Raw genomic sequence first — 19,550 nt, forward strand, 5'->3', positions numbered from 1 at the left:
GAAGGGATAGGTTTCCCTGAAACTCAGGGCCTCGACGCTGCGGTTTGATCGATCACAAGCCTGGCCTGTGAATGATCAATGACCGCCGCGGCGGCTTCGTCTCAAACGCGGAACCGGCGAACCTGCGTGTTCAGCACCGCTGCGAGCTGGGACAGCTCCTGACTCGCCACCCGTGTCTGCTCCGAGCCGGTGGCTGTCTGTACCGACAGATCACGGATTCGCACGATGTTCCTGTCCACTTCTCGTGCCACCTGAGCCTGCTCTTCGGCTGCGCTGGCGATGACCATGTTGAGGTCGTCGATACCCGATACCGATTGGGCAATCGTGGCCAATGCAAGGTTTGCGGACTGGGCCTGGGTACGGGTGAAGCGGGCTTGCTCCGCGCTGGATTCGAGGGCATCGACCGTGCGTGCCGTACCGTTCTGGATGGAGCCTATCAACGATTCGATTTCTCGGGTGGACTCGCTCGTGCGGTGGGCTAGAGCGCGAACTTCGTCCGCGACCACGGCGAAGCCTCGCCCGGCATCACCGGCGCGTGCTGCCTCGATCGCGGCATTGAGCGCAAGAAGGTTGGTCTGCTCTGCCACCGAACGTATGACGTCCAACACCTGGCTGATGTTCAAGGTCTGATCGGCCAGATGCTGCGCCCGCTCTCTGGCATCCAGGACATTGTCGGTCAGGGTTTCGATGGCACCCAATGTCGCGCCCAACTGAGCTTGCCCCTGCAGCGCTGTCTCGGCAGCCTTTCTCGACTCTGCAGAGGTCGAGGCAGCGTTGCTGGCAACCTCCTCTACTGCCTGGCTCATTTCGGTAACGGCCGTGGCCGCCATCTCGATCTCGGTATTCTGCTGTTGCAGTCCCTGCGCGCTTTCATACATGACTGCTGACATTTCTTCGGCAGACGAAGCCAGCTGAGTCGATGAATGCCCCAAGTGGGTCAGGGTTTCACGCAGATTGCCCTGCATCGTGTGCATCGCCTGAAGCAGCTGGGCCGCTTCGTCGGTTCCGCGTGCATCCAGTGTCTGAGTGAGGTCACCCTCGGCGATGGTTCGAGCGGCTTGCACGGCTTGAGTGATCGGATAGGCCAGGCTCACGGTCAGCCGCCAGGCCATGAGCAGGGTAAGCAGTATCGCCAGTGTGATGGCAATACCGGTAATCAACTGTGAGCGGGAATAGGTCAGGTCGGACTCTACCGCAGCGTCCTTGGCCGCCTTTTCATTGATCTTGCGCAGGGCTTCGGTCGTCTGGTTCATCTTTGCGCCGAGCGGTGCCATTTCATCACTGACTACCGACCGCGCCTGATCGATCTGACCGGCAGACATCAGCGTTGCAAGCCCGCCAAGGAAGCCCTGATAGTCAGCATAGTGCTGCCGCAGCGCTTCCAATTGTCGACGTTCTTCATCACTGCTGAGCAAGGGCTCATAGCGTTTGAAACCTGCGTTGACGATATCCGATAGATCCTTGAGCTTGCTCACGATGGCGGCACGACTGGCAGCATCGGGCATTGCCAGCAGGCGCAACGCCTCTACCCGCATGCGGGTCAGTTGCAACGCCAGATTGTCCGCCTCGACAATACTCGGAATGCTGTTGTTTTCCAGCGCGAGTCCCTGCGCGCGGATTTTCGATAATTGACTCAGCCCGAACAGGCCTACGCACAGCGTCAGTGCAATCAGAACGCCAAAGCAGAGCAGGCTGCGGTGAGCAATCTTGAAGTTTCTCAGGGTCATTGCAGGGATCTACATGGAGGAGAAACTCGTTATCGGCCTCTGGGACGTCTGAAACAGCTATGAAATGTGAATGTTTTGTGACAGCTCCAGCGTTTTCGACGAAGAAGGATCATGGACAGCGTGCATGACTGTCGGCACGGCCCAAGGATTTTTTCCAGTAAAACCGGCGCGATCCGATCACACGGCCCTTCTCACTGCCCAAAATGCCCGAACCGCCCACTGAAGCGCTTAGCCAGCGGATACGCCAGATCGCCGTGCTTGCTCGTTCCCAGCCCCAATTCCACCAGCACCTGCGCCAATTTGACTGCCGCCGCCACGCCATCGATCACCGGCAGGCCGACGCGTTCGCTGACCCGCGCCGGCAGGTCGGCCATGCCGCCACAACCCAGCACGATGGCGCCGGCGCCTTCCTGGTCGCGGGCCTGCAGGGCCTGTTCGGCGATGCGCTCGACCAATACCTCGTCGCCCAGGGTTTCAAGCTCCAGCACGGGAATGTCGACGCAGCGCACCGAGGTGCAGTGCTCGGTCATGCCGTAGTTGCGCAGCAGGTGCTCGGCGATGATGCGCGTGCGGGTGAGCGTGGTGACCACGGCGAAGCGAGTGCACAGCAGGCTGGCGACATGAAAGGCGGCTTCGGCGATGCCGATCACCGGTCCGCGGGCCAGTTCGCGGGCGGCCAGCAGGCCGGGGTCGCCGAAGCAGGCGATGATGTGCGCGTCATAACCGGCGGCCACGCCCTTGCGCACTTCTTCCAGCACGCCGACCGCCGCGATGGCTTCGTCGAAATGGCCTTCGATCGATTCCGGGCCATCCTGCGGGCAGCAGGCGATGATCTGCGTATCGCGACCGGCGACGGCACTGGCGGCGCGGCCGATACTGGCGGTCATGGACGAGCTGGTGTTGGGGTTGATGACCTGGATTTTCATGAAAGGCTCGGCGGCTGGATCAGCGTTTGAAGATGGATTTGAAGTCGGGCTCGGCCACGGGTTTGGCGTCCAGCTGGAGGCTGGCGCGAATGCTCGCCAGATGTCGGGCCATCCAGTTCGATGCGAGGGCGCCCTCTCCCCGTTCGAGCAGATCGATCAGCTCGACATGCTCCCCGCAATCGCAACCGACGCTGTGGCGCGAACCGTACACCGCGATGATCAGCGACGAACGCGTGGTCAACTGGGCGATCTGTTCGCTGAGCACCTGATTGCCGGCGGCCACCGACAGCTGCACGTGAAACCGTGCCGAGAGTTGAATGGCATGGCTATGCCGCCCCTGATGTTGCGCCTGATGCTCCTGCTCGGCGAGCTCGCGCAGCCGCTTGAAATGTTCGACCGTAGCGTGGGCGACCACGGTCGGCATCAGCGCGGGCTCGATCAGTTGCCGGGCTGCGAATACATCCTGAGCCTCCTTGGCGCTGGGATGGGCCACTTCCGCACCACGGTTGGCCCGCAGGGTGACCAGACGTTCCAGAGCCAGGCGCTGCAAGGCCTTGCGAATGCCCGTGCGGCTGACGTTGAACACCTCGGCCAGGGCATCTTCGGGAAGGCGCACGCCCGGTTGCAAGCGGTGCTCGACGATGGCGTCGAGGATCTCCTGATAAATGTGTTCATCGCGACTGACGGCCGTGGAGCCATCGGAACTGTTGGCAAGAAAAAGGGGAGAATTCACGAAATCGTTTCCTGGGTACGCGTGGGGCAATCGTATACAAACTAAATTGTCTTCGCCATCTTTGCCCCGCGCCAAGATCGGCATTCATCAAACCGCACCAATACGGGCCTCCGCAGCCAGAAAATGCGCGAAAACAGCACAGGATATTCACAAGGCAAGCACGACGCTGGCTGCGCAATCACTGTAAACCCGTTGGTTTTACGCTTCGATACACGCTGGCACGCATCCTGCTCCATGGATCGTATACAACAACGCCGACCCCCGTATGCAATGCTCGGAGCGGCCACGACCCTGGAGCGTGTGCGTGAACAATCCCGACCTACCCAAGGGCTACAGCCCTCGCTTGTACAACGAAGACCTGGGCCCGGTAGTACAGAAGTGGAACTGGTACAACATCTTTGCCTTCTGGATGAGCGACGTGCACAGCGTTGGCGGCTATGTGTTCGCTGCCAGCCTGTTCGCTCTGGGCCTGGCCAGTTGGCAGGTGCTGATCGCGCTGCTGGTGGGGATCGGTATCATTCAGGTGATCGCCAACCTGGTCGCCAAACCCAGCCAACAGGCGGCGGTGCCCTACCCGGTGATTTGCCGCCTGGCGTTCGGTGTGTTCGGCGCGAACATTCCGGCGGTGATTCGCGGCCTGATCGCGGTCGCCTGGTACGGCGTGCAGACGTACCTGGCGTCCAGCGCACTGATCATCGTGGTGCTGCGTTTCTTTCCGGGCATGGAAAGCTACGCACAGGTGCAGTTCGCCGGCCTGTCGTACCTGGGCTGGATGGGTTTCCTGTTCCTGTGGGCCGTGCAGGCGGCGGTGTTCTGGACCGGCATGGACTCGATCCGACGTTTCATCGACTGGGCCGGGCCGGTGGTCTACGCGGCGATGTTCATTCTCGCCGGCTGGATCGTCTGGAAGGCGGGTTGGAGCAACATCAGCTTCACCCTCGCGGAAAAATCCCTGAGCGGCTGGGAAGCCTTCGGCCAGGTGGTGATGGCGACGGCTCTGGTGGTCTCGTACTTTTCGGGCCCCACGTTGAATTTTGGCGACTTCAGCCGCTATTGCCGGACCATGGCTGACGTGCGACGCGGCAACTTCTGGGGTCTGCCGGTGAATTTCCTGGCGTTCTCGCTGGTCACCGTGGTGATCGTATCGGGAACCTTGCCGGTGTTCGGCGAGATGCTTCACGACCCGATCGCCACAGTGGCGCGCATCGACAATGATGTTGCAGTGTTGCTGGGCGCCTTTGCCTTCGTCACGGCAACGATCGGCATCAACATCGTCGCCAACTTCGTCTCGCCCGCCTTCGACTTCGCCAACTGCGCGCCAAGCAAGATCAGCTGGCGCGCCGGCGGGATGATTGCCGCCGTGGCCTCGATCTTCATCACCCCGTGGAACCTGTTCAACAACCCCGAAGTGATCCACTACACCCTCGACGTGCTGGCGACCTTCATCGGCCCGCTGTTCGGAATCCTGTTGGTGGACTACTACTGCATCAAGCAACAGCGGATCGACGTGGCAGCACTGTTCGACGACTCGCCCACCGGGCGCTACTGGTACAGCAACGGCTTCAACCCAGTGGCGATCAAAGCGCTGCTGGCGGCCACGCTGATTGGTATCGTCGTGACCTTCGTGCCCTGGTTCAAGCCGATCGCCAACTTCGCCTGGTTCACCGGCTGCTTCCTGGGTGGCGGGTTCTACTGGCTGCTGGCACGGCGGGACGTGCGTTCGTTGAGCCTGGCAGGCGTCTGACCCAGGACAGGGTACGTCGTCTGCCGTGAATGCAGCGGCGTACCTGCACCACAGGTCGAACATTAATCAACAAACTTAAACAATACGCAGATAGCCCAGAGTCGCCAGTACAGATTACCTTCCTCGGCGTCCTGACTTCTGAGCTTGCCTGACGCCTGCTTTTGCCAACGAAACAGCAAGTTATGCCAAGGCAAATTGAAAAATCCTCTAACTCAATCAGAAATTTCTGATTCCCTTGTTGACGCTTCAGCAACCGACCCCTTGTAGTAATAACCTCTTACTTGATAGGGATATCCATCATGATCATCCTGGTAGCCGGTATTCACGGGGTCGGTAAAACCTGGCATTGCGAGCACTATGCGCACCGTCGCGGGGTGCTGCACGGCAGCGCGAAAGGCTTGGTCCGGCAGGTGCTGGCGTCTGTGAAATGGAGCGATGACCGCTATGCGACCAACCGCGACCGTAACCGCCAGGCGCTGGAACTGGCCGCGACCAGCATCGCCGCCAGCGGCAAGTCGATGCTGCTGGAAGGCAACGTTGCCTTGATGGGCAAGCGAGCACGCACGTTGGGCATTGACGTGACGGCATTCGAACGGCTTTCCCTGGGAGCGATCCTGCTGCTGGAGAGCGAGCCGGGGACCGTGCTCCAGCGATTACCGGCCTGCCACGCTTCTGCGACCGAAGTGGAACTGTTCCAGCAGCAGGAACGTGAGAGTGCACAGGCCGTGGCGCGGCATCTGCACATTCCATTGATGTTGCTGCGTGACTGCAGCGATCACACCTTTGGCCAGACCGTGGACGCCTGGCTCAAGCGCGGTCAGCCCATTTCCATCGAGACTGCCAGAAGTCATCCGCCGGGGTTTCATCGCCTCTACCGCTGAGCGAACGCACTGTGGCAGACATGCCGCTCGTCGCCTCGAGGGCACGTTGGGATCCATGCGATGGCCCAATGCTTGTACCCCCCTCTCACTGCGGAGATGCACCATGTTGATTAGCAAAAAGCTTGCCTCGCTGGCTCTGGCCGGTCTTCTATCGGCTTCGTCGTTCGCGGCGATTGCGGCGTCCAACGACAGCAACCAAACGGCTACACCTGAAGCACCCTCGGGTCGCCAAGTCATCCCAGGCACCGACAAGTCCCCTGACAGCGGCAATGCCACCGGCATCGACGGCAAATCCGGTTCGATGAGCCAGGGCGCAGACGCCGGGACCACCGACGGCGGCCCAACCCCGATGGGCGCCTCCAAAGGCGACGGCAGCTCGGGCAACAGTGGCGGCAACGGCGCCGGCGCGGGCAAATAACCAACTGCACCTGCCCACACAGCGGCGCGAATCCCGCTCATGCTCCTGTAACGCTCAGGGGCCGAGCAACCGGATTCGCGCCGTTTTCATGTCCGGCCTTCAATAATCGTGTCGTTTGAGAATCTGATCGACGGATTCCGCGGCAGGACGCTTGTAGAACTTGAGCAACTCGCTGGCACGGTTGGTGAAGATGCCGTCCACTCCCGCCTCGCTGACCTTCTTGAAATCAACCGCCTCGTCGACCGTGTACACGTGCACCAGCAAGCCCTTGTCGTGGGTCAGCTGGTTCATCCAGGGCTGGACCAGGTCCGTGTAGCTCTGGTCTCCCCCCTCGGTCAATGCAGCCGAAGGGCCTGTGCCCACTGCACCGTTGGCCTTGGCGATGTCGAGCCAGCGCTCGAACTCGGCGCGATCACGGGGCTGTTGCTGGGCATAGTACGCCGCCTTGTCGGTCATGCCGGACGCCGCGAACGGACACCGTGGATTTGGGCTCGATGCTGCCCTCGCCGACCCACAGCAACAACACCTTGGGCACTTGCGGCATTTCCTTGGCCAGCAATTCCAGGCTGTTCTTTTCAAACGTCTGCAGCACCACCCGATGCTGACCATCCAGCCAGCCCCGTTGGGCAAGCTTGGCCTTGAGATCGCTTTCGATACCGGGAAACTGCTGCGGTACCTTGGTTTCGATGTACACCCCAGGTTTGTGGGTACCGCCTTGGGCGACGTCGAGCACTTCGTCCAGCGTGAGAATCTTCAGACCCTTGTAGCTGTCACGAGCACGCTGCGGGTGTGCGGCATTGAACCAACTGCCGGCGTCGAGGGTTTTCAGTTCCGCCAGGGTGAAGTCGCTGACCGGCTTGTCCTTGCGCTCGGGGAATTTGCTGGCGATGTCGGTGGTGCGCAGCAGGGTGTCGTCGTGCAGCGCGATCAACTGTCCATCGCGGGTGCGTTGCACGTCGAGCTCCAGGTAGTCGGCGCCCAGGTCACGCGCCAGCAGGTAGGCCGGCAGGGTGGATTCCGGGGCATCGTACGAGGCACCGCGATGAGCGATGACGGCGGGATAGGGAATGTTGGCGGCATGGGCCAACTTTTCGGGCGTTTGCCCATGGGCCGAGGCAGCGGCGCCGAGGGCGGCGGTCAGGCACAGGGTCTTGTACAGGGATGTCAACATGCGTAGTCCTTTCAGATGTGATCGAAACGGCACCACAAGATACCGATGAACCGACCCAGCATAGACGGCGTCGGATGACAGGAGATGGCGTGCTAGAGTCGCGCCCTTGTCCAAGACACGAGTAGAACGAATCATCACCATGGCACATGACACCTTCGACGCCCACCTCGACGACTGGCAGACCCTGCACACTCGCCAGCCCGCGCAAAGCCTGCTGCTGGGCAACGGCGCCAGCCGCGCGGTCTGGCGCAGCTTCGCCTACGACGCGTTGTTCGAGCGCGCGCAAAAGGTGCGCAACAAACCGTTGAGCCTGACCGACCTGGCCTTGTTCAAGTCGCTGCAGACCCAGAGTTTCGAACAGGTGCTGACCGTGCTCAACAGCACCGTGCGGGTCAATGCGGCCCTGGCGATCAGCTCGACCGCCCCGCTCAACCGCTACTATGCGATCAAGGAAGCGTTGATCCACGCGGTGCGCAGCGTGCACATCCCCTATCGCCTGCTCGACGAGCAACGCCTGGCGGTTCTGAACCGCGAACTGCGTTCGTTCGACACCGTGTACAGCAGCAATTACGACTTGCTCTGCCCTTGGGCCGTGCAGCATGACCCGCAGGGTTTCGCCGAGCTGATGGACGTGGACGCCGGCTTCGACATCCGCCGCACGACCTCCCAGGGATGCCGCATGCTGTACCTGCACGGCGGTCTGCACCTGATCAAGAACAGCGACGGCACGACCCGGCAGCGCACCGCCGAGGGCGAGGCCCTGCTCGATGGCTTTGCGATCAACACGCCTGGGGATGTGCCGCTGCTGGTCAACGAAGGCCCCAGCGCACAGAAGCTGTGCAGCATCCGCGATTCCGATTACCTGAGCTGGTGCCATGGCGAGTTGAGCCGGCAGGACGGCACGCTGTGCATTTTCGGCCACAACCTGGACAGCGACGACGCGCACATTCTCCAGGCCCTGCGCCAGGCGCCTGCGCAGACGTTCCACGTTTCGATCTTTCCGCTCAGCGATGCCTGGATCATCAGCCAGAAGCAGCGTTTCACAGCACTGTTCGCCGACTGCGGCAAAACCCTGCATTTCTTCGACGCAACCAGCCATGGCTTGGGGCGTGCGCAACTGAACGTACCGGTGCCCGCCGTTGTGAAGAAGCGTCGCTGAAGGCAAACGCCATCAGCACAGCGATATCAACCCTTTTTCCAGCGCCAGCAGCACGGCCACGCTGCGCGAGCCCACGGCGAACTTGCGGCGGATGTTGGCGAAGTGAAAGTTAACCGTAGCCTCGGAGCAGGCCAATATGCGCGAGATTTCCCACGAGGACTTGCCTCTGCCGCTCCAGACGAGCACTTCCTGCTCGCGCGGCGTCAGCTTGATGTCGAGCGTCACTGCGAACTCCAACCCTTGACTTGAGCGCTCATGGTGGCGCTCGCCAAGGGTGGGTCACAACGTCGACGACTTGTAGTGTTGACGCCTCACAGCAAGCTAGCCCAGCAGGCCGTCTTCCTGCAGCAAGGTCTGCAGGCGCTGCTCGCGAATGCCGTAGAACGCCTTCAGCTCTTCGATCCTGGCCAGCGCTTCGGCGCTCGGGCCGGACGCGTCACGCCTGACCGCCAGAATCATCTTGTTCTTGTTGGTGTGTTCCAGGGAAATGAACTCGAACACCTTGGTTTCATAACCGCAGGCGTCCAGCAGCAGGGCGCGCAGGCTGTCGGTGACCATCTCGGCCTGCTGGCCCAGGTGCAGGCCGTATTGCAGCATGGGCTTGAGCAGGCCCGGGCTCTGGATCTGCAGGCGGATTTCCTTGTGACAGCACGGCGAGCACATGATGATCGCCGCACCGCAGCGGATACCGGTGTGAATGGCGTAGTCGGTGGCGATGTCGCAGGCATGCAGGGCAATCATCACATCGATTTCGCTGGGCACCACCGAACGTACGTCGCCGCATTCGAAAACCAGCCCCGGATGGTCCAGCCCAGCGGCTGCGGCGTTGCACAGCTCGACCATGTCAGGGCGCAGTTCCACGCCCGTGACCTGTGCCTGACGCTGCAGGGAGTTGGCCAGGTAGTCGTGGATGGCGAAGGTCAGGTAGCCCTTGCCCGAGCCGAAGTCGGCGACCCGCACCGGCGCGTCGGCTTTGGCCAGCCGGGACGTGGCGAACGCGTGGGAAAATACCTCGATGAACTTGTTGATCTGTTTCCACTTGCGCGACATCGACGGGATCAACTGCCCCTGCCGGTCGGTCACGCCCAGGTCCTGCAGGAACGGCCGGTTCAATTCGAGGAACCGCTTCTTTTCCCGATCGTGGCCCAGCTCCGGCGCAGCCCGTTCCTGCTGTTGCTTGCTGCGGTGCAGGCTGGCCTTGTTCTTTTTGCTGAATTCGAGCTGCAACTCGTCGGTCAGGGTCAGCAGATGGGCGTTCTTGAAGGTGTCGGGCAAGGCCTCGGCAATGAACTGCTGACCGTCGACCACACTGAAATTCTTGGTGATGTCGCGGGTCTTGTAGCGGTACACGAACGACAGGCACGCCTCGCCCTTGATGGTCGCCAACTTGACGATCAGCCGTTGCAACTCCGGCTCCTGGCCGACGTGGCGAGCCAGCACCAGCTTGATGAAAGCGTTCTGCGCCAGGCTGGTGTCGAGCAGGGCAAGGAATTCGGCGCGGGGGTCGGTGACGGGCATGGCGAAACGGATCTCGGGTGTGTTCAGGCGGGCATTTTAGTGGGTGTGCATGGACTTGGGGAAAATGGATTTGCCCTCACTGTCATGGATGCATTTGTATCAATCCTGGCACCTGACTGGATTGACCGGCTCCGATACGTTAAAACACCTCCCACGAACTACAAAAACACTGCCACCTGTCACTGGCTGCAGCATCCTGTGCGGTACGCCAAAGAGAAGAACTCCATGAACAAGCTGTGTCTGCTGGGCGTCGTCGTCGGCCTGGCCTTGCAATCCGCGCATGCCGAAAGCCCTTCCCAAGGTCCGCAGAGCAAGGAGGCGTTCGTTGCCGACCTGCTCGCACGCATGACCGTCGACGAGAAAATCGGCCAGTTGCGGCTGATTTCCATCGGTGGGGAAATGACCCATCAGCGCATCGAAGCGGAGATTGCCGCGGGGCGTATCGGCGGCACGTTCAACTCGGTCACCCGGGCGGAAAACCGGCCCATGCAGGATGCGGCGCAGCGCAGCCGTCTGAAGATTCCGATGTTCTTCGCCTACGACGTGATCCACGGCCACCGCACGCAGTTCCCGATCAGTCTGGGTCTGGCGGCAAGCTGGGACATGGACGCCATCGCCCTGAGTGCCAGGACCTCGACCGCAGAAGCGGCTGCCGACGGTATCGACATGACCTTCGGGCCGATGGTCGACATCTCGCGCGATCCGCGCTGGGGCCGTACCAGCGAGGGGTTTGGCGAGGATACCCACCTGGTGTCGAAGATCGCCCGGGTGATGGTCGAGAACATCCAGGGGCCGAGCCCGGCCAATCCGGACCGGATGATGGCCAGCGCCAAGCACTTCGCCCTGTACGGCGCCATCGAGGGCGGGCGTGACTACAACACCGTGGACATGAGCCCGCAGCGCATGTTCCAGGACTACCTGCCGCCCTACCGCGCCGCCGTCGATGCGGGCGCGGGCGGCATGATGGTGGCCTTGAACTCCATCAACGGCGTACCGGCCACGTCCAACACCTGGCTGATGCAGGATGTGCTGCGCAAGCAGTGGGGTTTCAAGGGTGTCACCATCAGTGACCATGGGGCCATCCACGAGCTGATCCGCCACGGCGTGGCCAAGGATGATCGCGAGGCAGCGAAGCTGGCCATCAAGGCGGGCATCGACATGAGCATGAACGACTTCGCCTATGGCCAGTATCTGCCGGATCTGCTCAAGAGCGGCCAGATCAGCCAGGCCGACCTCGACAACGCCGTGCGCGAGGTGCTTGGCGCCAAGTACGACATGGGACTGTTCGCCAACCCGTACCTGCGTATCGGCAAGGCCCAGGACGATCCCGCCGATGTCAACGCGGAGACTCGCCTGCACCGGGCCGAAGCGCGTGACGTAGCCCGCAAGACCTTGGTACTGCTCAAGAACCAGAAACAGACACTGCCGCTGAAAAAGGACGCGCGCATCGCCCTCATCGGTCCGCTGGCCGACTCACCCGACGACATGCTGGGCAGCTGGTCGGCTGCCGGCGTGGCCGGGCAGTCGGTGACCCTGCTCAGCGGCCTGCGCAATGCCGTGGCCGATCCCGCCAAGGTGACGTATGCCAAGGGCGCGAACCTCAGCGACGACCGCGCAACTGTGGAGTTCATCACCCGCTTCCTGCCTGAAAACCTGAAACTGCCGCACGACCCGCGTTCCAGCCAGGCCTTGATCGACGAGGCGCTGGCAGCGGCGCGCGACGCCGATGTGATCGTTGCCGCGGTGGGTGAATGGCGTGGCATGAGCCATGAATCGGCCAGCCGTGTCGCACTCGATCTGCCGCGCACCCAGCAAGCCCTGATCACTGCCCTGCGCGCCACCGGCAAGCCGCTGGTGCTGGTACTGATGAATGGCCGTCCGCTGGCCATCGGGGAGCAGCAGCGTCAGGCCGATGCCGTGCTGGAAACCTGGTACAGCGGCACCGAGGGCGGAAACGCCATTGCCGACGTGCTGTTCGGCGACTACAACCCTTCCGGCAAGCTGCCCGCCACCTTCCCTCGCTCGGTTGGCCAGATACCGCTTTACTACAACCATCTGAGCATCGGTCGGCCATTCACTCCCGGTCACCCGGGCAACTACACCTCGCAGTACTTCGACAGCGAACAAGGTCCGCTCTACCCCTTCGGCTATGGCCTGAGCTACACCGACTTCAGCCTGTCGGACGTGAGCCTGTCGAGCAAACGCCTGAGCCGCGACGGCAAGGTCACGGCCAGCATCAACGTGCGCAACGTCGGCAAGGTCGCCGGAGAAACCGTGGTGCAGTTGTACGTGCGCGACGTGGCCGCTTCCATGGCCCGGCCAGTCAAGGAGCTCAAGCATTTCCGCAAGCTGATGCTCAAGCCGGGCGAAAGCCAGACGCTGACCTTCGACATCGTCGAGGACGATCTGAAGTTCCATAACCAGCAACTGGTCCGAGCCGCGGAAGCCGGGCAGTTCACCGTGATGATCGGGCTCGACTCCGAAGACGTGAAAGAGGCGAGCTTCGAGTTGTTGTAGTCGGTGACGATCGAGTAGTGCCCGTGATCGACTCGCGCGCCCTGAGGCTCAGCTCCATCGTGCTGGTCATCGTGGCCGGCGCGGTGTTGTCTGCCGTCTGGGCCAGTCGCCATGCCCAGCGCCTGGCCCAGAACGAAGAGGCTGCGCGCAGCAATGGCCAACTGGCGCTGTACGCCAACAGCCTGCACACGCTGATCGAGCGCTACCGCACCCTGCCCGCCGTGCTGGCGCTGGATCCGCAACTGCGGCAGGCGTTGCAGGGGCCGATCGACGCGGCCACCCAGGGTGTGCTGAACCGCAAGCTGGAGCGCATCAACGCGGCAGCTCGCTCCTCGACCCTGGAACTGCTCGATCACGCAGGTCTGGCGGTGGCCGCCAGCAACTGGCGCCTGCCCACCAGCTATGTGGGTCACAACTACGCGTTCCGTCCTTATTTCAGCCAGTCGGTCAGCCAGGGCAGCGGGCGCTTCTATGCCGTGGGCGTGACCAGTGGTATTCCCGGCTACTTCCTGTCCAGCGCGATCAAGGACAACCGGGACGGTTTTCTCGGTGCCATGGTGGTCAAGCTGGAACTGCCCGAGCTGGAACAGGAATGGGCCCAGGGGCCTGACACCCTGCTGGTCAGCGATGCACGGGGCGTGGTGTTCATCGCCAATCGGCCGGGCTGGCGCTATCGCACGCTGCACGCCTTGAGCGATGCCGACCGCGCCGAGTTGCAGCGCACGCGCCAGTATCACGATCAAGCCGTGCAGCCACTGGATCATCAGGTGCTGGACACGCTCGACGCAGCGGCCAGGCAAGTACGGGTCAACGGCCCGCAAGGCACGGCCGACTATCTCTGGGCATCACTGCCGATGGCCAGCGAAGGCTGGACGTTGCACCTGCTCAAGCCACCCGTTGCGGGCAACGAGGACAGCCGCAATGCCGCGCTGGCGGCAGTGGGCGTGTGGCTGAGCCTGGTCTTCGGTGGCTTGTGGCTGAACCAGCGCCGTCGTCTGGCCGCCCTGCGCCAGCGCGGGCGCGAGCAGCTGGAGTCGCTGGTACGGGCACGCACCCGTGAATTGCGTGACGCCCAGGAAGGTCTGGTTCAGGCAGCGAAGCTGGCCGCTCTGGGCCAGATGTCGGCAGCGTTGGCCCACGAGATCAGCCAACCGCTGACGGCGCAGCGCATGCAGTTGGCGAGCCTGCGACTGCTGCTCGATCAGGATCGCATCGATGCAGCGCGCCAGGCCCTGGCGCCGCTGGAGCAGATGCTGACGCGCATGGCGGCGCTGACCACGCACTTGAAAACCTTCGCCCGCAAGAGCCCGGCCGGCGTACGCGAACGACTCGATCTGGCGCGGGTGCTGGATCAGGCCCTGCAGTTGCTGGAAACGCCTCTGCAGGCAGCCGGGGTACGCCTGCATCTGCAGGTCAGTCGGCCTGCCTGGGTGCGCGGCGACGCCATTCGGCTGGAACAGGTGGTGATCAATCTGTTGCGCAATGCGCTGGACGCCATGGCCAGCGTGCCTGCCAAGGACCTGCACATCACCCTGCAGGTCCACGACGAGCACTGGCATCTGGGCATCGCCGACAGTGGCAGCGGCATCGCCAGCGAACACCTCAGTCACCTGTTCGATCCCTTCTTCACCACCAAGCCGATCGGCGAAGGGCTTGGCCTGGGGCTGGCGGTCTCGCTGGCGATCGCCCATGAGCACGGTGGTCAGCTGAGCGCAGAAAACCTGGAGCGCGGCGCCCGTTTCACCCTCGCCCTGCCCCTCGATACGGAGCCTGCATGAACAATCAAGTGATCGTCATCGACGACGAAGCGAGCATTCGCGACGCCGTTGAACAATGGTTGGGCCTCAGTGGCTTTGCCGTGCAGCGTTTCAGCCAGGCCGAGGAGTGCCTGGCGCAACTGCCAGAGGATTTCCCCGGCGTGATCCTCAGCGATGTGCGCATGCCGGGCATGGGCGGGCTTGGTCTGCTGGCGCAACTGCAGGCACGCGATCCCGAGTTGCCAGTGATCCTCTTGACTGGCCACGGTGACGTACCGATGGCAGTGCAGGCCATGCGCGATGGCGCCTACGACTTTCTCGAAAAGCCATTCAGCCCGGAAAGCCTGCTGAGCAGCCTGCGGCGGGCTCAGGATAAGCGTCGGCTGGTCCTGGAAAACCGCCGTCTGCACAACCGCGCCGACTTCAGCGAGCAATTGCAGGCGACCCTGCTCGGCGCGGCGCCCGCCATTGCCCATTTGCGGCGGCAGGTGCTGGACCTGGCCTCTCTGCCGGTCAACGTGGTGATTCGCGGCGAGACCGGCAGCGGCAAGGAGTTGGTCGCCCGCTGCCTGCACGATTTCGGTCCGCGCGCCGGAAAGCCGTTCGTGGCGCTCAATTGCGCTGCCATTCCCGAGGCGTTGTTCGAGGCCGAACTGTTCGGTCATGAAAGCGGCGCCTTCACCGGTGCGCAAGGCAAACGCATCGGCAAGCTGGAATATGCCCACGGCGGGACGTTGTTTCTCGACGAGATCGAAAGCCTGCCCATGGCCCAGCAAGCCAAGCTGCTGCGCGTGCTGCAGGAGCAGAAGCTCGAACGGCTGGGCTCCAACCAGAGCATCGCAGTGGACCTGCGCCTGGTCGCGGCCAGCAAGCCCGATCTGCTGGAGCAGGCCCGGGCCGGGCTGTTTCGCGAAGACCTGGCCTATCGGCTGAATGTCGCCGAACTGCGTCTGCCACCGCTGCGCGAGCGACGCGAAGACATTCTGTGTCTGTTCGATCATTTCACGGCGGCCACCGCAAAGCGCCTGGGACGCCCGGTACCGGTGGTGAACTCGACGCAACTGAGTCAGTTGCTCAGCCACGATTGGCCCGGCAATGTCCGCGAGCTGGCCAACGCCGCCGAACGCCACGTGCTGGGGCTGGCCGCGCCTGCCCTCGAAACACCCGGCGCAGGGCTGTCGCTGGCGGCGCAGCAGGAAGCGTTCGAAGCACAATGCCTGCGCGCGGCGCTTGCCCGTCATCGGGGCGACATCAAGGCGGTGATGCAAACCCTGCAAGTGCCCCGGCGGACCTTGAACGAAAAGATGCAGCGTCACGGACTGGCGCGTGAAGACTTCCGTGAATAGGCAAAAATCCGCTTACTCATCTCCGGCGTATCGGCAAGAATCCGCTCATTCAAGCGTGGAATCCCCTCAAAGTCGGGGGTTCCTTGTCTGGCACGGCTCCTGCTAATGCCTTGGCAAGCGTGACTCAACACGCTACCAACAATAAGTAAGGATCCATCATGGATAACTCCAACACCCTGCCCGCCGGGGCAAGCGCTGCATCCGCGCCGCCTCGCACCACTGCCAGCCGCGTGAAATCGATCTTCAGTGGCTCGGTCGGCAACATGGTCGAATGGTATGACTGGTACGTCTACGCCGCATTCTCCCTGTACTTTGCCCAGGTGTTCTTCCCCAAGGACAGTCTCAACGCCCAACTGCTCAACACTGCCGCGATCTTCGCCGTCGGATTTCTGATGCGCCCCATCGGCGGCTGGCTGATGGGCCTGTACGCCGACCGCAAGGGCCGCAAGGCGGCGCTGATGGCCTCGGTCCTGCTCATGTGCTTCGGCTCGCTGGTGATCGCCCTGACACCGGGCTACGAAACCATCGGCATCTGGGCACCGGTGCTGCTGGTCCTGGCGCGGCTGATGCAGGGCCTCTCGGTGGGCGGTGAGTACGGCACCTCCGCCACCTACCTGAGCGAGATGGCCACCCGCGAGCGACGCGGTTTCTTCTCCAGCTTCCAGTACGTCACCCTGATCTCCGGTCAGTTGATCGCGCTGGCGGTGCTGATCGTGCTGCAACAGACGCTCACCGAAGAACAGCTGCTGAGCTGGGGCTGGCGCGTACCCTTCGTGATCGGTGCGCTGTGCGCCGTGGTTGCGTTGTGGCTGCGTCGCGGCATGGAAGAGACCGAATCCTTCACCCAGAAAAAGGTCTCCAAGGAAAGCACGATGCGCACCCTGTTGCGCCACCCCAAGGAACTGCTGACCGTGGTCGGCCTGACCATGGGCGGCACCCTGGCCTTCTACACCTACACCACCTACATGCAGAAGTACCTGGTCAACACGGTGGGCTTCAGCAAGGCCGACTCGACAGCCATCTCGGCCGCCACGCTGTTCCTGTTCATGTGCCTGCAACCGGTCATCGGCGCCCTTTCCGACAAGGTCGGACGCCGCCCGATCCTGATCGCCTTCGGCGTACTGGGCACCCTGTGTACCGTCCCCATCCTGACCACCCTGCACACCATTGAAACCTGGTGGGGCGCGTTCTTCCTGATCATGGCGGCGCTGATCATCGTCAGCGGATACACCTCCATCAACGCGGTGGTCAAGGCCGAGCTGTTCCCTACCGAAATCCGCGCCCTGGGCGTCGGCCTGCCCTACGCACTGACCGTGTCGGTCTTCGGCGGTACCGCCGAACTCATCGCGCTGTGGTTCAAGCAGATCGGCATGGAAACCGGCTACTACTGGTACGTGACCGCTTGCATCGCCTGCTCGCTGCTGGTGTACGTGTTCATGAAGGACACCCAGAAGCACTCGCGGATCGAAACGGACTGAAGCCAGGCATGCCCGGCGAAAGCCGGGCAGTGTCATCATCGGTCAAGGCATGAGCATTCATCACCAGCGCACGGAGCGCGATTCCATTTCGAAAGGAAGCATCAGAATGTCTGATCACCAGCGTGAGACGTTGGAGCTGGAAAAGCTGAACGTCGAAATACGAAAATTCATGGCCGAAAGCCGAAAGTTGAATGCTGAAGCTCTGAAGTTCAGGCGAGAATCCGACTGGTATCCCTTCGCAGTAGGTGCTGCGCTGGTCACGGCGATTGTCGCAACCATTACCTTGCTAATCCGTTTTTTCGCTACTTGAAGCCCATTCATCGCGGCCGCCAGACATTTGCTGCAACTGACACCGCACTTCCCTGTAGCAGCGGTGCGAGCCGCGTCCGGAATCACCGTGGTGCATCTGCACTTCTGCATCTACCGCCGACGCGGCTCGCGCCGCTGCTACAGGAACGGTGAGGTATATGCCAGACTGCATTCCATGCCGACGCGGCTTGCCTTTTACGGCTAGCGGGGGCACATTTGAGACAGAGTTCGCAGAGCAGACGAAGTCCGCTCGAAAGGATAATCAGACATGTCTACGTCCCTCGAGAATGCCTGCATTCAACGCCGGCAGTTCGAACAGCTGCACAACGAAGTTGCAGCCTTCACCGAAGAAATGCGCCTGGCGGAATCGGCGCCCGCTTCCACTCGCCCTGCCATATTCTCGTTCGCGATGGGCGCTGCAACCGCCACCTTCGTCTTCGCAGCCGCTGCTACCCTTGCGCTTATGCACAACTGACCTGCTGCTGGGGTTACACGATGCACATTGCGCATCTGTCGACCGTTCATTGCACTGACTACCCACGGCAACGCACACTGGGGGCACTTGAACGCTGAGGACTGCCCCCGATGTCGGATGACACCTACTACTACGAACCCGCCAAGGGCCATGGTTTGCCCCACGACCCGTTCAACGCCATCGTCGGCCCGCGGCCGATCGGCTGGATCTCTTCCCGGGACCGCGAAGGTCGTCTGAACCTGGCGCCCTACAGCTTCTTCAATGCCTTCAACTACACGCCGCCGATCATTGGCTTCGCCAGTGTGGGACGCAAGGACAGCCTGAACAACATCGAACAGACCGGCGAATTCGTCTGGAATCTGTCGACTCGCGCCCTGGCCGAGCAGATGAACCAGAGCTGCGCGGCAGTGGGTCCCGAAGTAGACGAGTTCGAACTCAGCGGTTTGCAGCACGCGCCTTCGAAGATCGTCAGCGTGCCGCGGGTGCTCGAAGCGCCGGTGTCATTCGAATGCAAGGTCACTCAGATCATTCAACTCAAGGGCGCCGATCAGCAAGAGGTGCCCACCTGGTTGATTCTGGGTGAGGTGGTGGCGGTGCACATTGCCAAGTCACTGCTCAAGGACGGCATCTACGACACGGCCGCGGCCGGCCCGATCCTGCGTGGCGGCGGCCCGGCCGATTACTTCGAGATCGGTCCGCAGGCGCTGTTCCAGATGCACCGGCCACAGGTCAAGTAGGCGCAAACACCGGTTCGCCGTCTTCGTCGACACGGGCCAGTGTCGACAAGACCTCGGCGGCAGCGCCATCGGCCTCGTGGGCGGTGGCGAACGACTGGCCGTCGAGCACCTTGTGGAAACGCGGGGCACCACCGCCCTGCAGCGCCTTGATGGCAATGGCCGCGCGGTAACTGCCCGCCTCCGGCACTACTGCCGAAACCGCTTCGTGATGTTCGAATACCTTGCGTGCCATGACGTACCTCGGGCCGATGGAAAGGCCGCGATTGTACGCGGCTCAGGCCGCACTGGCATGTTCGAGCGCCGCGTCACCGAAGGTGTGCAGGTCGAGGCTGGTCACCAGCAGGCCGTGGACCAGATCGGAGAACACCTGCATGCCCGGCGAGTTGAGCCAGGCGGTCATCGCGACCTGATCGCGCCAAACGCCAGCCACCTGCCACAGTCGCTCGTCGCCGTGACTGCGCTGGACCGCAAAGTGCAGACAGCCAGGCATGGCCAGCGCGGGCCGTACCAGCGCCGACAAACCCAGCCCGACCCGCTCCGAATCACCTGGCCGGGCGGTGACCAGGGCACAATGACTGACGGTAGAAAATGAGTTCATGCTCGACTCTCCCTGATTGAACGTTCTGCGGTGAACAAAGTTGCAGCGACAACGTT

General features: G+C 62.4%; 18 protein-coding genes and 1 pseudogene. 11 read left to right on the plus strand and 8 right to left on the minus strand.

All coding sequences use genetic code 11. The features are described from left to right. Positions 1 to 101 precede the first annotated feature (101 nt). The 3 genes from ABMD26_RS06060 to ABMD26_RS06070 form a co-directional block, all read right to left on the minus strand. Positions 102 to 1,727 carry a methyl-accepting chemotaxis protein gene (locus ABMD26_RS06060; RefSeq protein WP_354308612.1) on the minus strand — a complete coding sequence of 542 codons (1,626 nt, stop codon included), beginning with the start codon at positions 1,725 to 1,727 and terminating at the stop codon, positions 102 to 104. Between the two features lie 191 nt (positions 1,728 to 1,918). Beyond that, entirely contained in the window at positions 1,919 to 2,653 is a 735-nt protein-coding gene (locus ABMD26_RS06065) for an aspartate/glutamate racemase family protein (protein WP_122741534.1), read from the minus strand. 19 nt (positions 2,654 to 2,672) lie between these two features. After that, positions 2,673 to 3,386, minus strand: a complete 714-nt coding sequence (locus tag ABMD26_RS06070; RefSeq protein WP_354308614.1) for a GntR family transcriptional regulator — start codon at positions 3,384 to 3,386, stop codon at positions 2,673 to 2,675. Positions 3,387 to 3,690: 304 nt separating this feature from the next. On the opposite strand from ABMD26_RS06070, the gene ABMD26_RS06075 reads away from it, so the two are divergent. The 3 genes from ABMD26_RS06075 to ABMD26_RS06085 all read left to right on the plus strand — a co-directional run bounded on the left by ABMD26_RS06075 (position 3,691) and on the right by ABMD26_RS06085 (position 6,429). Next, complete coding sequence (locus ABMD26_RS06075) at positions 3,691 to 5,130, plus strand: NCS1 family nucleobase:cation symporter-1 (protein WP_240050112.1); 1,440 nt, start codon at positions 3,691 to 3,693, stop codon at positions 5,128 to 5,130. Between the two features lie 299 nt (positions 5,131 to 5,429). Beyond that, complete coding sequence (locus ABMD26_RS06080) at positions 5,430 to 6,011, plus strand: AAA family ATPase (RefSeq protein WP_354308616.1); 582 nt, start codon at positions 5,430 to 5,432, stop codon at positions 6,009 to 6,011. A gap of 103 nt (positions 6,012 to 6,114) precedes the next feature. After that, positions 6,115 to 6,429: a hypothetical protein gene (locus ABMD26_RS06085; RefSeq protein ID WP_134722586.1), complete on the plus strand. Its 315-nt coding sequence runs from the start codon at positions 6,115 to 6,117 to the stop codon at positions 6,427 to 6,429. A gap of 99 nt (positions 6,430 to 6,528) precedes the next feature. Here the strand turns inward: ABMD26_RS06085 and ABMD26_RS06090 are convergent. Further along, positions 6,529 to 7,600, minus strand: a pseudogene (locus tag ABMD26_RS06090) (glycerophosphodiester phosphodiesterase). Positions 7,601 to 7,739: 139 nt separating this feature from the next. Between ABMD26_RS06090 and ABMD26_RS06095 the strand changes: the two are divergent. Next, positions 7,740 to 8,759 (plus strand): DUF4917 family protein, encoded by a 1,020-nt coding sequence (locus ABMD26_RS06095; protein WP_354308618.1) that lies wholly within the window; start codon positions 7,740 to 7,742, stop codon positions 8,757 to 8,759. A 12-nt stretch (positions 8,760 to 8,771) separates the two neighbouring features. Here the strand turns inward: ABMD26_RS06095 and ABMD26_RS06100 are convergent, their stop codons facing one another. Together ABMD26_RS06100 and ABMD26_RS06105 are read right to left on the minus strand one after the other, a co-directional pair. Beyond that, complete coding sequence (locus tag ABMD26_RS06100) at positions 8,772 to 8,984, minus strand: response regulator transcription factor (RefSeq protein WP_275669801.1); 213 nt, start codon at positions 8,982 to 8,984, stop codon at positions 8,772 to 8,774. Between the two features lie 96 nt (positions 8,985 to 9,080). Next, the gene (locus ABMD26_RS06105; protein WP_354308621.1) at positions 9,081 to 10,277 is read right to left on the minus strand and encodes a class I SAM-dependent methyltransferase; all 1,197 of its coding nucleotides are present in this window, start codon (positions 10,275 to 10,277) and stop codon (positions 9,081 to 9,083) included. A 225-nt stretch (positions 10,278 to 10,502) separates the two neighbouring features. On the opposite strand from ABMD26_RS06105, the gene bglX reads away from it, so the two are divergent. The 7 genes from bglX to ABMD26_RS06140 all read left to right on the plus strand — a co-directional run bounded on the left by bglX (position 10,503) and on the right by ABMD26_RS06140 (position 18,896). Further along, positions 10,503 to 12,794 carry a beta-glucosidase BglX gene (gene bglX, locus ABMD26_RS06110; protein ID WP_134722582.1) on the plus strand — a complete coding sequence of 764 codons (2,292 nt, stop codon included), beginning with the start codon at positions 10,503 to 10,505 and terminating at the stop codon, positions 12,792 to 12,794. A 23-nt stretch (positions 12,795 to 12,817) separates the two neighbouring features. Further along, entirely contained in the window at positions 12,818 to 14,572 is a 1,755-nt protein-coding gene (locus ABMD26_RS06115) for a sensor histidine kinase (protein WP_134722581.1), read from the plus strand. After that, on the plus strand, positions 14,569 to 15,897 hold the full coding sequence (mifR, locus tag ABMD26_RS06120; RefSeq protein WP_134722580.1) for a two-component system response regulator MifR: 1,329 nt from the start codon (positions 14,569 to 14,571) through the stop codon (positions 15,895 to 15,897). The genes ABMD26_RS06115 and mifR overlap by 4 nt, the downstream gene beginning before the upstream one ends. 158 nt (positions 15,898 to 16,055) lie before the next feature. After that, a complete protein-coding gene (locus tag ABMD26_RS06125; protein WP_049860690.1) occupies positions 16,056 to 17,375 on the plus strand; it encodes an MFS transporter in 1,320 nt (439 codons plus the stop codon). Between the two features lie 106 nt (positions 17,376 to 17,481). Then, positions 17,482 to 17,685, plus strand: coding sequence for a hypothetical protein (locus ABMD26_RS06130; protein WP_354308624.1), 204 nt, complete (start codon positions 17,482 to 17,484; stop codon positions 17,683 to 17,685). A 267-nt stretch (positions 17,686 to 17,952) separates the two neighbouring features. Next, positions 17,953 to 18,159, plus strand: a complete 207-nt coding sequence (locus tag ABMD26_RS06135) for a hypothetical protein (protein ID WP_134722578.1) — start codon at positions 17,953 to 17,955, stop codon at positions 18,157 to 18,159. A gap of 110 nt (positions 18,160 to 18,269) precedes the next feature. Beyond that, positions 18,270 to 18,896 carry a flavin reductase family protein gene (locus ABMD26_RS06140; RefSeq protein ID WP_134722577.1) on the plus strand — a complete coding sequence of 209 codons (627 nt, stop codon included), beginning with the start codon at positions 18,270 to 18,272 and terminating at the stop codon, positions 18,894 to 18,896. On the opposite strand, the gene ABMD26_RS06145 is transcribed toward ABMD26_RS06140, so the two are convergent. After that, positions 18,889 to 19,128, minus strand: a complete 240-nt coding sequence (locus ABMD26_RS06145) for a hypothetical protein (RefSeq protein ID WP_134722576.1) — start codon at positions 19,126 to 19,128, stop codon at positions 18,889 to 18,891. The two genes, ABMD26_RS06140 and ABMD26_RS06145, sit on opposite strands and share 8 nt — an antisense overlap. Before the next feature lie 42 nt (positions 19,129 to 19,170). Next, positions 19,171 to 19,494, minus strand: coding sequence for a putative quinol monooxygenase (locus ABMD26_RS06150; protein WP_134722575.1), 324 nt, complete (start codon positions 19,492 to 19,494; stop codon positions 19,171 to 19,173). Positions 19,495 to 19,550: the final 56 nt, after the last annotated feature.

This window comes from Pseudomonas sp. PvP001 (genome assembly GCF_040546375.1).
In the GTDB taxonomy this organism is placed as follows: domain Bacteria; phylum Pseudomonadota; class Gammaproteobacteria; order Pseudomonadales; family Pseudomonadaceae; genus Aquipseudomonas; species Aquipseudomonas coleopterorum.

What these genes read in the sequence shown, in the direction of transcription:
- mifR (WP_134722580.1), top strand. Translation starts at nt 14,569, where the DNA reads ATGAACAATCAAGTGATCGTCATCGACGACGAAGCGAGCATTCGCGAC.
- ABMD26_RS06080 (WP_354308616.1), top strand. Translation starts at nt 5,430, where the DNA reads ATGATCATCCTGGTAGCCGGTATTCACGGGGTCGGTAAAACCTGGCAT.
- ABMD26_RS06105 (WP_354308621.1), bottom strand. Translation starts at nt 10,277, where the DNA reads ATGCCCGTCACCGACCCCCGCGCCGAATTCCTTGCCCTGCTCGACACC.
- ABMD26_RS06125 (WP_049860690.1), top strand. Translation starts at nt 16,056, where the DNA reads ATGGATAACTCCAACACCCTGCCCGCCGGGGCAAGCGCTGCATCCGCG.
- ABMD26_RS06060 (WP_354308612.1), bottom strand. Translation starts at nt 1,727, where the DNA reads ATGACCCTGAGAAACTTCAAGATTGCTCACCGCAGCCTGCTCTGCTTT.
- bglX (WP_134722582.1), top strand. Translation starts at nt 10,503, where the DNA reads ATGAACAAGCTGTGTCTGCTGGGCGTCGTCGTCGGCCTGGCCTTGCAA.
- ABMD26_RS06095 (WP_354308618.1), top strand. Translation starts at nt 7,740, where the DNA reads ATGGCACATGACACCTTCGACGCCCACCTCGACGACTGGCAGACCCTG.
- ABMD26_RS06065 (WP_122741534.1), bottom strand. Translation starts at nt 2,653, where the DNA reads ATGAAAATCCAGGTCATCAACCCCAACACCAGCTCGTCCATGACCGCC.
- ABMD26_RS06130 (WP_354308624.1), top strand. Translation starts at nt 17,482, where the DNA reads ATGTCTGATCACCAGCGTGAGACGTTGGAGCTGGAAAAGCTGAACGTC.
- ABMD26_RS06085 (WP_134722586.1), top strand. Translation starts at nt 6,115, where the DNA reads ATGTTGATTAGCAAAAAGCTTGCCTCGCTGGCTCTGGCCGGTCTTCTA.
- ABMD26_RS06145 (WP_134722576.1), bottom strand. Translation starts at nt 19,128, where the DNA reads ATGGCACGCAAGGTATTCGAACATCACGAAGCGGTTTCGGCAGTAGTG.
- ABMD26_RS06140 (WP_134722577.1), top strand. Translation starts at nt 18,270, where the DNA reads ATGTCGGATGACACCTACTACTACGAACCCGCCAAGGGCCATGGTTTG.
- ABMD26_RS06150 (WP_134722575.1), bottom strand. Translation starts at nt 19,494, where the DNA reads ATGAACTCATTTTCTACCGTCAGTCATTGTGCCCTGGTCACCGCCCGG.
- ABMD26_RS06135 (WP_134722578.1), top strand. Translation starts at nt 17,953, where the DNA reads ATGTCTACGTCCCTCGAGAATGCCTGCATTCAACGCCGGCAGTTCGAA.